The 13932-nt window shown below is 77.2% G+C and carries 10 protein-coding genes; 2 read left to right on the top strand and 8 right to left on the bottom strand.

Annotated features, from left to right (window positions below):
• Positions 1 to 6: 6 nt before the first annotated feature.
• Positions 7 to 921: a zinc metalloprotease gene (locus tag BLT39_RS21235; protein ID WP_091069124.1), complete on the top strand. Its 915-nt coding sequence runs from the start codon at positions 7 to 9 to the stop codon at positions 919 to 921.
• A gap of 17 nt (positions 922 to 938) precedes the next feature.
• On the top strand, positions 939 to 1724 hold the full coding sequence (locus BLT39_RS21230) for an alpha/beta fold hydrolase (RefSeq protein WP_091069121.1): 786 nt from the start codon (positions 939 to 941) through the stop codon (positions 1722 to 1724).
• Here the strand turns inward: BLT39_RS21230 and BLT39_RS21225 are convergent.
• The 8 genes from BLT39_RS21225 to BLT39_RS21190 form a co-directional block, all read right to left on the bottom strand.
• Entirely contained in the window at positions 1708 to 5190 is a 3483-nt protein-coding gene (locus BLT39_RS21225; protein ID WP_242658603.1) for an ATP-binding protein, read from the bottom strand. The two genes, BLT39_RS21230 and BLT39_RS21225, sit on opposite strands and share 17 nt — an antisense overlap.
• On the bottom strand, positions 5187 to 5819 hold the full coding sequence (locus BLT39_RS21220) for a DUF4194 domain-containing protein (protein ID WP_091069118.1): 633 nt from the start codon (positions 5817 to 5819) through the stop codon (positions 5187 to 5189). The genes BLT39_RS21225 and BLT39_RS21220 overlap by 4 nt, the downstream gene beginning before the upstream one ends.
• A complete protein-coding gene (locus tag BLT39_RS21215) occupies positions 5816 to 7249 on the bottom strand; it encodes a DUF3375 domain-containing protein (protein WP_091069115.1) in 1434 nt (477 codons plus the stop codon). Before BLT39_RS21215 ends, BLT39_RS21220 begins: the two co-directional genes overlap by 4 nt.
• A gap of 92 nt (positions 7250 to 7341) precedes the next feature.
• Complete coding sequence (locus BLT39_RS21210; RefSeq protein ID WP_131801538.1) at positions 7342 to 9507, bottom strand: putative bifunctional diguanylate cyclase/phosphodiesterase; 2166 nt, start codon at positions 9505 to 9507, stop codon at positions 7342 to 7344.
• Positions 9508 to 9559: 52 nt separating this feature from the next.
• Positions 9560 to 11734, bottom strand: coding sequence for a putative bifunctional diguanylate cyclase/phosphodiesterase (locus BLT39_RS21205; protein WP_091069110.1), 2175 nt, complete (start codon positions 11732 to 11734; stop codon positions 9560 to 9562).
• A gap of 56 nt (positions 11735 to 11790) precedes the next feature.
• Positions 11791 to 12612 carry a hypothetical protein gene (locus tag BLT39_RS21200; protein WP_131801537.1) on the bottom strand — a complete coding sequence of 274 codons (822 nt, stop codon included), beginning with the start codon at positions 12610 to 12612 and terminating at the stop codon, positions 11791 to 11793.
• Between the two features lie 98 nt (positions 12613 to 12710).
• Positions 12711 to 13433 (bottom strand): class F sortase, encoded by a 723-nt coding sequence (locus BLT39_RS21195; protein WP_242658602.1) that lies wholly within the window; start codon positions 13431 to 13433, stop codon positions 12711 to 12713.
• Between the two features lie 96 nt (positions 13434 to 13529).
• Positions 13530 to 13904 carry a hypothetical protein gene (locus BLT39_RS21190; protein WP_091069103.1) on the bottom strand — a complete coding sequence of 125 codons (375 nt, stop codon included), beginning with the start codon at positions 13902 to 13904 and terminating at the stop codon, positions 13530 to 13532.
• Positions 13905 to 13932: the final 28 nt, after the last annotated feature.

The raw sequence follows: 13932 nt of genomic DNA, 5'->3' as shown, positions 1-13932 counted from the left end.
GGGGCGATGACCGAGGACCCGGCCACGCAGCGCTACCCGCTGCCGCCCTGGCCCCCGCCGACCCAGCCCCCGCCGGCCCAGGCAGCGCTGCCGCCGGCACCGCCGCCCCGTCGTGGGTCGCGGGTGCTGCGCGCCTTCGTGGTGGCCGTCGCCGTCGTAGGCCTGGTCGCCGCCGGCTGGTGGCTGCGCACCGGCGAGGCCCCGCCCGTGCCGCGGGCCGACCCAACGGTGGCGGCCGAGACCGCGCCGCGCACCGTGCCCACCCCCGGGTACGAGGAGTCCGACGAGCCCCTGGGCGCCCCGCCGCCGGCCCCGGCCAGTGACGTCTTCGCCTTCGTCGCGGAGCAGGACGACGGCATCACCCCGGTCGCCTGGGACCCGTGCCGGCCGGTCGCGGTCGTGCTCAGCCCCGACGGCGCCCCCGCGGACGCCGAGCCGCTGCTGGTCGACGCGCTGGCCCGGATGACCGAGGTGACCGGGCTGCAGTTCCGCTACGAGGGCACCACCGACGAGCTGCCCGGGGGCGACCGCGCGGCCTACCAGCCCGACCGGTACGGCGACCGGTGGGCGCCGGTGCTGGTCGGCTGGCGCACCCCCGACCAGGAGCCGGGCCTGGCCGGCGACGTCGCGGGTCTGGGCGGCAGCGCGTCGGCCGGGCCCGAGGGCGGTCCGCTGGCCTGGGTGACCGGCAGCGTGACCCTGGACGGCCCGGAGTACGCCGAGCTGGCCGCGGGCGGGGACGCCGCCGTGGGCCGGGCGATCCTGCTGCACGAGCTCGGCCACGTCGTCGGCCTGGCGCACGTCTGGGACGCAGACCAGCTGATGGCGTCGACCACCAGCGGCGAGGTGCTCGACTTCGCCGACGGCGACCTGGCGGGCCTCGCGCGCCTCGGCGCCGGGGTGTGCATCCCGGAGCTCTAGCGCGGCAGACTGCCCGCGTGACGACCCACACCCTCGACGCCCCGGGCGCCGTCCTGTCCTACGAGGTGCTCGGCAGCGGCCCGGTGCTGGCGCTCATCGGCCACCCCATGCCCGCCGACGGGTTCCGGCCGCTGGCCGAGCGGCTGACCGGGGCGCACACCGTCGTGCTGCACGACCCGCGCGGCACCGGCGCCAGCACGATGACCGACTCCGCGCAGCCGCCGGACGTCGCCACCCTGGCCGACGACCTGTCCCGGGTGCTGGCCGCGGTCACCTCCGAGCCGGCCGACGTGTTCGGGTCCAGCGGCGGCGCCATCACCGCGCTGGAGCTGGCCGCCACCCACCCCGAGCAGATGCGCACCGTGGTCGCGCACGAGCCGCCGCTGGTCGAGTACCTGGCGGACGCCGACCTGCACCGCGCGAACGGCGACGAGGTGCAGCGCCTGCACCGGGAGCAGGGCCTGCTGGCCGCGATGGGCGAGTTCGCCCGGCAGAACGGCTTCCCGCCGCCGCCGGAGCTGCCCGGCGAGGCCGACCAGCGGGCGATGACCCGGATGGTGCTGGGCCTGCGGTCGATCACCTCGCACCGGGTCGGGGACCTGCCCGAGGGACGGGTGGCCGTCGGGGTCGGTGCGTGGTCGGGGCAGGCGACGACCGGGCGGACGGCGGCCGCGGTGGCCGCCGAGCACGGCCTGCCGCTGCTGACCTTCCCCGGCGGGCACGGCGGGTTCCACCCCGGCCAGGGCGGCGACCCGGTCGCGTTCGCCGCCGCCCTGGAGGAGGCCCTCAGCCGAGGGCGGTGACGCCGTCCCGCACCGTGCGCGACAGGGCCCGGCGGGCGCGGTAGTCCGCGACGGTGAGGCACTGCAGCCGCGACTCGTCGCCCTGCTGGTTGTCCACGTAGGCCAGCGACGCCACGTAGGGCTCGATGGTGTGGATCTTCTGCAGCGGGGTGACGACGAGCAGCTGCAGGCCCAGCCGGGCGAACAGGTCCAGGGCGAACCGGGTGGAGTCGTCCGACCCGCGCCCGAACGCCTCGTCGATGACCACGAACCGGAAGTCGCGGGCCATCGTCCGCGTCGGGTCGATGCCGAACTGGTAGGCCAGCGAGGCGGCGAGCACCGTGTAGGCCAGCTTCTCCTTCTGGCCGCCGGACTTGCCGCCGGCGTCGGTGTGCGTCTCGTGCTCGGCGCCGTCGTGCCGCCACCGCTCGGTCGCGGTGAACTCGAACCAGGTGCGCACGTCGGTGACCAGCCGCGCCCAGCGGCGGTCCTCGGCGGCGTGCCCGGCGCGGCCGCGCAGCCGGTGCACCACGCGGGCGACCCGGGCGAAGCGCTCCTCCGGGTCGGTGCCGTCGGCCTCGGCGCAGGCCCGCAGGTCCGCGCGGAAGTCCTCGATCTCCGGGGCGCCCGAGCGCCGGGCCTCCAGGGCCAGGTAGCGGCCCGGGTGGTAGTCGATGTCGTGCAGCGAGCCGTTGATGGCCGCCACCCGCTCGGTGACCTGGTCGGCGCGGTGCTCCAGCTCGGCGAGGAACCCGGCGACGTCGCGGACGGTGTCCTGCTCCAGCAGCGCGGTGAACGCGGCCTCGGCGCGGGGCAGCTGGTCGGTGCGCAGCCGCTCGTGCAGCGCCCGGAAGGACTCCACGGCACCGCGCGAGGCGTCCAGGGAGGCGGCGACGTCGGGGTGCTGGGCGCGGAAGGCGGCCATCGCGCGCACCATCCGCTCCTCGACCTCGGCGCGCACCGACACCTGGGTGGTGCGCTCGCGCTCCAGCAGCGCGCGCATGTTCCGCTCGCGCTCGTCGACGTCGGCCAGGTCGGTCACCGGGACCGAGGCCACCAGGGCGCGGCGGTCCAGCCGCTCGGGGGCGGTCAGCGAGCGGTCGATGCGCAGCGCCCGGGCGACCGCGGAGCCGTCGTCCACCGCGAGCTGCGCGGGCCGCACGTCGGGGGTCTCGTCGGCGGCACCGGCGGCGCCCAGCCGGCGGCGCACGCCCTCCAGCACCGAGAACGTCTCGCCCAGGGCGTGCGCGGCGGCGCCGCGGCGCTGCTGCAGGGTGGCCTGCGCGGTGGCCAGGGCCACGATGTCGCGGCGGACGTCGTCCATCGCGCCGTCCAGGCCGAACAGCACGCCCGAGGCCGCGACCAGCAGGTCCCGCTCCCGGCCGAGCTCCGCGATCTGCCGGATGGCGCCCTGCCAGTCCAGCGCCCGCCAGCTGTCGTAGGCCGACAGCTGGGCGAGGTCGCGGCCGCGGGCCACGGCGCGGGAGCGCTCGGCGCGGACGGCGTCGCGGGCGGCGGTGAGCTCGGCGAGCTGGGGCAGCAGGGCGTTCTCCGCGGCGGTCAGCGCGCGGATCTTGCCGGCGTTGTCCCAGCCCAGCACGCGGTGCACCGGGTCGCCGGTGGGGTGCCGGTCGTCCAGGGCGTGCCGGCCGGTGCGGTCCTTGACCTGGCCGGTCCGGGTGACCGCGACGGGCGTGCGGGCGAACTCCTCGACGTCGTCGACCCGCAGGTGCGGGGCGCGGCGGGCCAGCTGGCCCTCCACCCAGGCCGCCAGCGGGGAGGACCGGACCTCCAGGACGGCGGCCAGCGACTGCGGCGCGGGCATGGGTGCGGCGGTGGGCAGCTCGGCGGGCACCGGCAGGTAGGCCAGCTGCGCACCGAGGTCGGCGGCCTCCACCCAGGCGCAGACGTCGGCGTAGTGCTGCGCGGGGACCAGCAGGGTGAGCGCGAAGTCGCGCAGCACCCGCTCGGCGGCGGGCAGCCACTCGGCGTGCACGGGGGAGACGCGGACCAGCTCGCCGGCGAAGGGCAGGGCGGCGGCGTCGACCCCGAGGGCGGCGGCCAGCCGGTCGCGCAGGAGCACCTGCTCGCGGGGGACGGCGCCGGTGCGCCCGCGCAGCCCGGTCAGCTCGTGGCCGATGCCGGCGGCGCGCGAGCGCAGCGCGGCCAGCGCCACCTCGACCTCGGCGAGGCGGTCCTCGGCCTCGGCCTCGCTCTCCACGGCGCGGGCGAGGGCCTCGGCGACCTCGGTGCGCCGGACGACGAAGTCCTCGCCGTCCACGACCGGGTCCAGTCCGGTGGCCTCCAGCAGGCCGGCGAACACCCCGGCCCGGGTGCGCCGCTCGCGGCGGGCCTCCTCGAGCTCGAGCAGCTGGTCGTCGATGTAGCGCAGCCGCTCGCCGCCGTTGCCGGTGCGCTGCATGGTCAGCGACAGCTCGCGGGCGCGGGCCAGGTCCAGGTTGGTGATGCCCTGGGTCAGCGCGCGGTCGACGGTGGCGACCTCGGCGCGCTGGGTGGTGGCGCGGGCGGCGAGCAGCTTCTCGCGCAGGGTGTCCGCCCAGCGGGGGAGCGCGGCCAGGTCGGCGTCGACGGTGGCGATCTGCTCGGTGAGCACGGCGTGCCGGTCGGCGTCGGCGAGCACCGGCCGCAGCTGGGCCAGCTGCGCGCGGCCGGTGACGACGGCGTCGTGGGCGCGGGTGAGGTGGTCGACGTGGCCGAGCAGCCGGTCCACCCAGCCGGCGGAGTCCCCGGGCTCGAGCAGGTGGCTGCGGACGAAGCCGTTGAGGTCGCCGACGGTCTTCATCGACACGGTCTGGTGGAACAGGTCCATCGCCTGCTCCGAGGCGATGCCCAGCCGGTTGCGGAAGGCGCGGCCGTACTCGGTGAAGGTGCCGAAGACCTCGACGTCGGGCCGGGCGGCCAGCCGGCGGCGCAGTGCCGCGGGGTCGCTGCCGAAGTCGGCGAGGTCGCCGGCGATCGAGAGGTCGCGGTCGGCGACGAGGTGGAACCGGTCGGGCTGGCCGACCTCGCCCGAGCGCAGCCAGAACACCTGGCCGAGGGTGACGACCTCGTCCAGGCCCTCGTTGCGGAACACCGCCAGCAGCGCGGTCCAGGTGCTGCCCGGGCGCAGGCCGACGGTGCGGGTGCCGCCGGTGGAGCCGCGCTCGGCCCGCCAGTGGCCCTGCACGTAGGAGCGCAGGTCCCGCTCGCGGGTGGGGGCGCCGGCGGCCTCGTTGTAGGAGACCCTTGCCGCGGGAAGCAGCAGGGTGGTCAGCGCGTCGACGATGGTCGACTTGCCCGACCCGATGTCGCCGGTGAGCAGCGTGTTCTGCCCGTCGGCGCGCAGCGTCCAGACCTTGCGGTCGAACGTGCCCCAGTTGAGCAGCTCGAGGCGGTCGAGCCGGAACCCGGCGCGGGGGGCGGGGCCGTCGGGGCCGTCGTCCTCGGTGGTCAGCAGCAGGTGCGGCACGGGCGGGAGGGTGGTCACGGCAGGTCCTCCACGGCGGGCTGCAGCTGCTGGGTGGCGGCGGCGTACTCGGCGAGCTTGGCGTCGAAGTCGGCCAGCCACTGCGCGTCGACGAAGGCCTTGAGCACCCGGCGGACCTCGAAGCCGCCGTCCGGGCCGGGCATCCGGCGCAGGAAGCCGAGCTCGACGGCCTTGGCGATGTGCCCGTCGACCTGCTCGACCAGCCGGTTGCGGCGGCCGGGGTCGGGGAGCACGTCGGCGAGCAGGTCGACGATCTCCAGCCGGGTGAGCACCAGCCGGCTGCCGGCCTCACCGGCGTCGGTGGCGGCCAGCCGGCGGCGCAGCAGCGCCAGCAGCAGGCTGACCGGGAACGACAGCGACCGGCGGGCCACCAGCCGGGGCACGGGGACGCCGCCGTCGGGCTCCTCGTCGGGGCGCTGGCGCAGGAAGGCGTAGCCCTCGGTCTCGTCGACCACCGGCACCAGCCCGAGGACGGCGACGTGGTCGCGCAGGTCCGGCTGCAGGGCGAGCAGGTGCCGCCACACTTCCGGTTGAGACTCACGTTGGACGACGCCGCGCATCAACGAGGTCACCACCAGCGGCAGGCTCAGCTCGGCCCGGGGCGGTGCGGGGGGCAGCAGGGTGGTCATCGGGGGTCCTCCGCGAGCACGGTCGGGACGGCGGGGTGGGCGCGGCGGCCGGCCGGGTGCCGGGAGCCGGCGCGCGGGTCGGTGTCGCGGCGGGCGTAGACCACGCGGGGCAGGGTGGCGGTGCGGGCCCGGCCGTCGGGGTCGGTCCAGGCGACGGTGTCGTCGTCCCCGGGCTGGTCCTCGTCCGAGGGCGCGGGCAGGACGACGTCGAAGGCCTCGTCGCGCAGCGACAGGTAGGCGACCAGCTCGGCGAGGCCGTGCTGCAGCGGGTGCTGCTCCAGCACGGTCGCCAGCTCCACGCGGGGGCGCTGCAGCAGGGCGCGGCGCACGTGCGCGGTGAGCGGCACCGGGTCGACCTGCACCTGGTCGAAGAGGGCCGCGGCGGCGAAGTCCTCGTCGCCGGCCTCGGGCCGGGCGCTGTCGACGGCGGCGCGGCGGGGCGGGGCGTAGAGGTGGCGCTCCATCGGCAGCACGACGGTGGGGTGCAGGTCGTCGAGCTCGACGGCGAACCCGTCCAGGTCGGCCAGGCCCGCCGACAGCGTGCGGGCGCGGGTCTCGATGCCGGCCACCAGGTCCAGCACGCGGCGGTTCTCCTGCCACACCCGGTCGTCCAGGCCGGTGCGCAGCACGTCGACCAGCCCGCGCAGCACCTGGCGGGTGTGCTGGGCGGCGGCGACCAGGTCGTGCCGGATGCGCCGCATCCGGGGGTCGGTGCAGGTGCGCACCGCGGGCAGGGCGTGCACCCGGTCCAGCAGCTCGATCAGCTCGTCCTGCAGGCGGGGGGAGAGCAGCCGGTCGTAGCAGGCGTGGAAGCTGCGGCCCTGGTCGGTCTCGGCGATGCCCCGGCGGCCGGCGGCGACGTCGAGGGCCAGCGCGCCGTCCCCGGCGGCGATGGCGTCGCGCAGCTCGCGGTCGCGCGCGCGGAAGGCGGCCTCGACCGCGCGCAGGTCGGCCAGCAGGCCGGTCGCGGTGGCGGTGAGGTGCAGGTAGCGGTCGCGCTGCAGGGCCGGCTCGACGTCCTCGGTGGCCAGCGCGCGCAGCAGGTCGACCACGGCGCCCAGCCGGGCGGCGGTGTCGACGAAGGGCCGGGGCTGCAGGCCACGGACGAAGGCGACGGCGAGCTCGGCGGCGGGGGTGGCGTCCATGAGCGGCTCGTCGGAGCCGGGCGGGTACCAGGCGCGCAGCCAGCCGCCGTCCGGGCCGGCCCAGCCGTCGAGGTAGCCGCGGGCGTCGACCGGGACGCGGGGGGTGCCGTCGAGCTCGGCGAGCAGGTCGGCGAGGCGGTCGGCGAGCTCGCCGGCGGGCAGGCCGTGCGCGCCGCCCTCGGTGAAGACGCGGGCGAGGAACGCGACGACGAGGGGCGCGTCGTCGGCGCGGAGCAGCCGCCAGGCCGCGTGCTGCTGCAGCGACTGGACGTCGTCGACCTGCATGTCACCCCTCCCGGCCGTGATCGTGATCGGCGCGAGGGTAGGGCGGTGGTCGGGCTCGACCCGGCGGGGCACTCCGGGGTGTGACTACTGAGCTACATGGGGTTGCTGACGGGCTCGGCCCGGTGCACGAGGTCGGCGGCCGGGACGGGGCGGCCGAAGAGCCACCCCTGGCCGGCGTCGATGCCGAACCCGGCCAGCCGGCGGTGCTGCTCCTCGGTCTCCACGCCCTCGGCGAGCACCCGGATGCCCAGGGCCGAGGCCAGGCTGGTCAGCCCGGCGATGAGCTCGTCGCTGGTGTCGGCGCCGGTGATGGACCGGTCGAGCTTGAGCACGCCGACCGGGTAGCGGTGCAGGTAGACCAGCGAGGTGTAGCCGGTGCCGAAGTCGTCGAGGCTGACGCCCACGCCGAGGTCGGCCAGCTCGTGCAGCGCCGCGACGCCGGCGTCGGCGGGCAGCGCCTCGTGCTCGGTGATCTCCAGGTGCAGCCGACGGGGGTCCAGGCCGCTGTCGCGCAGCGCCGCGCGCACCCGGTCGGCCAGCAGCGGGTCCACCATCGAGGAGCGGCCCAGGTTGACGCTCACGGTGAGGTCGGCCGGCCAGCCCGCGGCGGTGGCGCAGGCCTGCGCGAGCACCCACCCGTCCAGCGCGGCGCCCTGGCCCTGGCTCTCGGCGACGGGCAGGAACGAGTCGGGGGCGAGCAGGCCGCGGGTGGGGTGCTGCCAGCGGACGAGCGCCTCGTACCCGAGCACCCGGCCGTCGACCAGGTCGACCAGGGGCTGGTGCAGCAGGAACAGCTGACCGGCGCCCGACCCGCCGGCCACCAGCCGGCGCAGGTCCTCGCCCAGGCCGAGCTGGCCGAGGACCTCCTGGCGCTGGGCGGGCACGAACGCGGTCGCGGCCCCGCGGTGGGTGGCCTTGCTGGTGTAGAGCGCGATGTCGGCGTCTGCGAGGGCGTGCGGCAGGCGGCTGTCCTCCTCCAGGTCGACCCAGCCCGCACTGGCCCGGACGTCGAAGCGGGTGCCCGGTGCCCCGGCGAGGGTGACCGGCCCGTCCAGGGCGGCGCGCAGCAGCGCGTCCACCGGCGGGGCGCCGGGGTGCAGGACGAGGACGAACTCGTCGCCGCCGGACCGGGCGACGGTGCCGGCGCCGCCGACCGCCGTCCGCAGCCGGTCGGCGACCACGCACAGCAGCTGGTCACCGGACTCGTGGCCGTGGGTGTCGTTGACCACCTTGAAGTCGTCCAGGTCGAGCAGCACGAGCCGGCCGACCGGGCCGCCGGTGGAGGAGGCGGCCAGCAGCAGCGCCTCGTAGGCGCTCTGCAGGCCGCGGCGGTTGGCCAGGCCGGTGAGCGGGTCGAGCCGGGCGTAGGCCTCGCTGGCCGCCAGCGCCTGGGCGCCGCGGGCCGTGGTGAGCGCGGCCAGCGCGGTGCCGGCGGCAACGTAGACCAGCCAGGGCAGCCGCCCGCCCGGGTTCAGCAGGGCCAGCACCAGCGGCACGGGCGCGAGCGCGACCAGCCCGAGCACCCGGCCGGACTCCGGGCGCAGGTGGCGCAGGGAGGACGAGGAGAACGCGGTGCCGGCGCTGGGGTGCAGGGCGCCGGCGACGAACAGGGCCATCGACAGCGCCCAGAGCAGTTGCACCGGCCGGTCCAGCGGCTGCAGCCGCACGCCCGAGGACGAGGCGACCATGTCGTAGAGGCAGTTGACCGCGCCGGCGGCCAGCACCAGCTGCAGGCTGCGGGTGAGCCCGGCCCGGGAGCAGGCGAAGCGCAGCAGCACCGCGACCACGAGCGCGTCGACCGGCGCCCACGCCGCGCCGACGGGGGCGGTCGGGGACAGCGCGGTGGTGGCGATCTGGGCGGTCGCGAGCCCGGTGACGACGGCGAGGGCGGCCTGGTCGGCGCGGCGCGCCCAGCTGCCGCGCTCGTGCCGGCGACGGTCGGCCGGGCGGGCCCGCAGGTGCTGGGCGTACAGGGTGACGACGAGGGAGACGGCGAGCACCAGGCCCAGCAGCTGGGTCGCCCCGGCGAGGGCGGGGGAGATGTCGGTGACGGCCATGGAGACCGCCCAGGTGCCGAGCATGCCGGCCACCAGCGACCACATCAGCCAGGCGGCCGGGTGCCGGAGCAAGGTGATGAGCGGGGCCAGCGCGGCCAGCACGCTGATGCCGACGACGGCGTCCGCCCGGGTGCCCGGCAGCAGGCACAGCGCCAGCGCCACGGCGGTGGCGGCGGCGAGCAGGCGGGCGGGGACGGTCACCCCCGTGTTGTCGGCCCCGGACGGGTCGGTCTTGACCGGTCGGGTCCGCAACTCATCCCTCCGGGGCTGCTCCGGCCGGCAGCGGGCGCAGGTCGCCCAGCCGGTCGGCGGGCACCGGGCGGCCGAACAGCCAGCCCTGGCCGGCGTCCACCCCGAGCCGGGCCAGCCGCGTGCACTGCTCGTCGGTCTCGATGCCCTCGGCGAGCACCGTGGTGCCCAGGGCGTCGGCCAGCCCGACGAGGCCGCTGAGCAGGGCGGGCGAGGCGTCGCAGCCGGTGACGCTGCGGTCGAGCTTGAGCACGGTGATCGGGTAGCGCTGCAGGTAGGCGACCGAGGTGTAGCCGGTGCCGAAGTCGTCCAGGGCCAGGCCCACGCCGTCGGCGGCCAGCTCGTGCAGGGCCAGCACGCCGGCGTCGGCGGGCAGCTGGTCGTGCTCGGTGATCTCCAGGTGCAGCCGGGCCGCCGGCAGGCCGGTCTCGGCCAGGGTGGCCCGCACGGTGGCGGCGAGGTCGGGGCAGACCATCGACGAGCGGCCGAGGTTGACGCTCACCGTCCAGTCGGGGTCGGGCCAGGTCGTCGCCGAGCGGCAGGCCTCGCGCAGCACCCAGGTGTCGATCGCGGCGGCGGTGCCCTGCGCCTCGGCGACGGGCAGGAAGGTGTCGGGGGAGAGCAACCCGCGCTCGGGGTGCCGCCAGCGCACCAGCGCCTCGCAGCCGCGCACCGTGCGGGAGGGCAGCGCGACCAGCGGCTGGTAGTGCAGCATGAGCTCGCCGGCCGCGGGGTCGCCGGCGACCAGCCGTCGCAGGTCCGCACCCAGGGCGAGGGAGCCCAGCACCTGCTCGCGCTGCTCGGGGGAGAAGCCGGTGGCGCGGCCGCGGGCGCCGTCCTTGCTGGCGTAGAGGGCGACGTCGGCGTCGGCCAGGGCCAGCGGCAGCTCGCTGGCGCCGGTGAGGTCCACCCAGCCGGCGCTGCAGCGGACCCCGAACGACAGGCCGGCCAGCGGCACCGGTGCGGCGAAGGCGGTGGCGAGCACTGCGCCGACGTCGCGGGCGCCCGGGCGCAGCAGCAGCACGAACTCGTCGCCGCCGGAGCGGGTGACGGTGCCCGACGCGCCGACCGCGTCGGTCAGCCGGCCGGCGACGGCGACCAGCAGCGCGTCGCCGGTCTCGTGCCCGTAGGTGTCGTTGACGTGCTTGAAGTCGTCCAGGTCCAGGACGGCGAGCCGGCCCACGCGGTGCGCGGGGTCGGTGGTGGGCGGGACGAGGTCCTCGAAGGCGGCGCGCAGGCCGCGGCGGTTGGCCAGACCGGTGAGCGGGTCGCGGCGGGCGAGGCCCTCGCTGGCCCGGATGGTCTGCGCGCCGCGCGCGATGGCCAGCGCGGCGACCGCGGCCGCGGCGGCCAGGTGCACGGTGAGCGGGAGCGCGGCGGCGCTGTCGAGCAGCGCGAGGGCGACGGGCACCAGCACCAGCGGCGCGGTGCCCAGCAGCCGGGCGGACTCCGAGCGCAGCCGGGTCAGCCGGGCGGGGGAGAAGGCGGTGGCCATCCCGGGGTGCAAGGTGCCGGCCAGGAAGAACAGCATCGCGGCGACCCAGACCACGTTCTGGGTCGCCTGCGGGCCGGGGATGCGGACGCCGGAGTCGGCGGCCAGGCAGTCGTAGACCGCGGCGCCGATGCCGCCCACCACGAGCAGCCGCATGCTCGGCCCGAGGTCGGCGCGGGAGGCGGTGAAGCGCAGCAGCAGGCAGATGAGCACCAGGTCGAAGGGGGCGAAGGCGACCGACCACGGTGCGCCGGGGACCAGCGCGCCGGCGACGGCCTGCGCGAGCGCCAGTGCGATGACGACGGCGACCATGGCCTGGTCGCTGCGGCGGCCCCAGACCTCGCGGCGGCTGCGCCGTCGGTCGCGGGGCGCGGCCCGCCGCTGCCGGGCGAACAGGACGGCGAACAGCCCGGTGGCGACGGCGATGCCCAGCGCCTGGGTGGTCACCGCGACCGTCGGGGCGCTGTGACCGAACGCGATGGCGGACCACCAGCAGGCGAGCATCGCGCTGATCGCCAGCCACGGCTCGGGCCGGTCCGGCCGGTACCGGCGGACGGCGACCAGCGGTGCGAGCGCGGCCAGCGCGGTGATGGTCAGGACGGTGGCGACCCGGGTGGTGGGCCAGGCACCGAGGGCGAGGACGGCCGCCGCCAGCACGAGGGCGCGCAGACGGGTGGCCGGGCTCATGGGATACGGGTCGGAGCGGTTCTGGCGGTCCTTGACCGGGGGCTCACCCCTGCGGGTCACGGGACGAGGTCGGCGCACCCGGACTCGTGGGGCAGCAGCGGCCGGAACGTCACCGCCCAGGTGCGGCCGCCGTCGGTCCAGGGGGTGAGCGTGGAGGCGGAGGTGGCGGCCCGGACCAGGGCGGCGGCCTGCTCCCCGGTGGCCAGGGCGCAGCCGACACCGGGGGCGATCGGCTCACCGGGCAGTGCCGGGCCGGGCCAGGACACCGCCGGCTGCTCCGGGAGCGGGCCGTCGACCGGGGTCCAGGGCCGGGCGACCGCGGCCACCGCGGTCGGGCGGTAGGACTCCGGGCGCCCGGTGGTCGCCAGGTCGCGGAGCCGGTCGACCAGGGCGACCAGCGCCCGCCGGGCGGCCGTCTGCTCGGCGGTCAGCGAGGGGGCGCCGATCCCCTCGCGCAGGGCGGGGACGTCGCGGGTGGTGGTGCCCTGGTCGTTTACGAGGGTGATCGACGTGGTGCGCGCGTCGGCGATCTGCGGGTCGCCGAGGTCGGCGGTGCCGGTGACCCCGGCGTCCTGCGCGGCCTGCACCAGCTCGGCCAGCACGGCGTCGTCGACGCGGTGCAGCTGCACGTTGGGCCAGGCGAACGGCGGGTAGATCGCCGCGACCGGGCCCAGGCTGAGCACGCGGCCGTCGCGGTGCACGGTGACGAAGGGCAGCGGGGCCGGGTCGAACCCGGGTCCGGAGCCGCCGGTCTCGACCACCCGCAGCACGAGGGCGTCGCCGTCGTCGGGCAGCTGCGGGGCCGGGCCGCCGGTGCCCTGTTGCCCGCACGCCGCCAGCGCGAGCAGGCTGGTCAGGACCACCAGTCGAGTGCGCATCCCCCCAGGGTCCCACCCGCTCTCCCGCGCGCTCTCCCGTCGTGATCATCGGCGGGTGGCTGCCGCCGCCGGCGCGTCGACCGGCCACCTGCCGATGGTCACCGGACGCCGACGAGGCTCGCGAACACGACGACGTTGTCCAGGTACTGGCCGGTGTCCTCGTCGAAGGCCCCGCCGCAGGTGATCAGCCGCAGCTGGGCGGTGGTGGTGTCCCCGTAGACCTCCTCGGTGGGGAAGTCGTCCTTGCCGTGCTCGGTCACCCGGTCGACGGCGAACACCGCGGTGCTGCCGTCGGCGCGCTGCACCTCGACCTGGTCGCCGGGCAGCAGCTCGCGCAGGCCGAGGAAGGTGCCCGGCTCGCCGGCCCAGTCGACGTGCCCGGCGAGCACCGCCGGGCCGAGGGCGCCCGGGGTGGGGGAGCCGGTGTACCAGCCGACGGGCTCGGCGCCGTCGGGTGTCTCCAGGGCGCCGTCGTCGTCCAGACCCAGGTCGACGACGTCCGCGGTGGTGCGGAGCACCGGAATGCGGACGGCGAGGGGCTCGCTGGGCGCGAGCAGCAACGGGCCCGGGAGGTCAGGCTCGGCGCGGACCGCGTCGGGCACGGCCAGCGGGGCCGCAACCGGGGCACTCACCGGGACCGACGCCGCGACCTCCTGCCGGAGCGGGGCCGGGCTGCCGGGTGCCAGCAGCAGGACGCCGACACCGACGGCGGCCAGGGACGCGGACAGCGCCGTCCAGCCCTGGGTGGCGTACCGGGACCGGGGCCGCTCGTACCGGGTGACGTGCACCAGCGGCGGCGGGTACGGGCCGCCGATGCGCACCACGACCTCCCTGGGCGGCGGCCCAGGGAGGTCGGGTTCGGGTGCGCGGTGCCGCACGGGGTGGTCCGCCGGTGGCGTGGTCGGCCGGTGGTGCGGTCAGGCGGTGGCGCGGGCGCTGCGGCGGGCGGCCACCCCGGCACCGGCGGCGCCGAGGAGGGCGAGACCGCCGACGGCGTACGGCAGCACGCCCGGGCCCTCCGACGCGCTGCCGTCGCCGGCCGCCACCGCGCCCTGGGGCCGGGTGGACACCTGCGCGCCACTGCTGGCGGCGTAGGCGTAGTCCTCGCAGGCCCGCCCGTTGTCGTTCGCGTCCAGGCCGTTCGGGTCGCTGGGGTTGGCGTCCAGGTTCGCCTGCGCGGCGGCCTGGTTGGGGAAGTCGGCGCAGTCGAGGTCGGCGGCGGACGCCGTGCCCGTGGTGCAGAGGGTCAGGCCGGTGGCGGCGAGGACGGTGAGGGCGGTGCGCAGGCGCATGGTGGCCTCCGGGTCGTGGTGTGACCTG

Source organism: Klenkia brasiliensis (genome assembly GCF_900100695.1).
GTDB lineage: Bacteria > Actinomycetota > Actinomycetes > Mycobacteriales > Geodermatophilaceae > Klenkia > Klenkia brasiliensis.
This window is presented reverse-complemented; position numbering and strand designations above follow the sequence as displayed.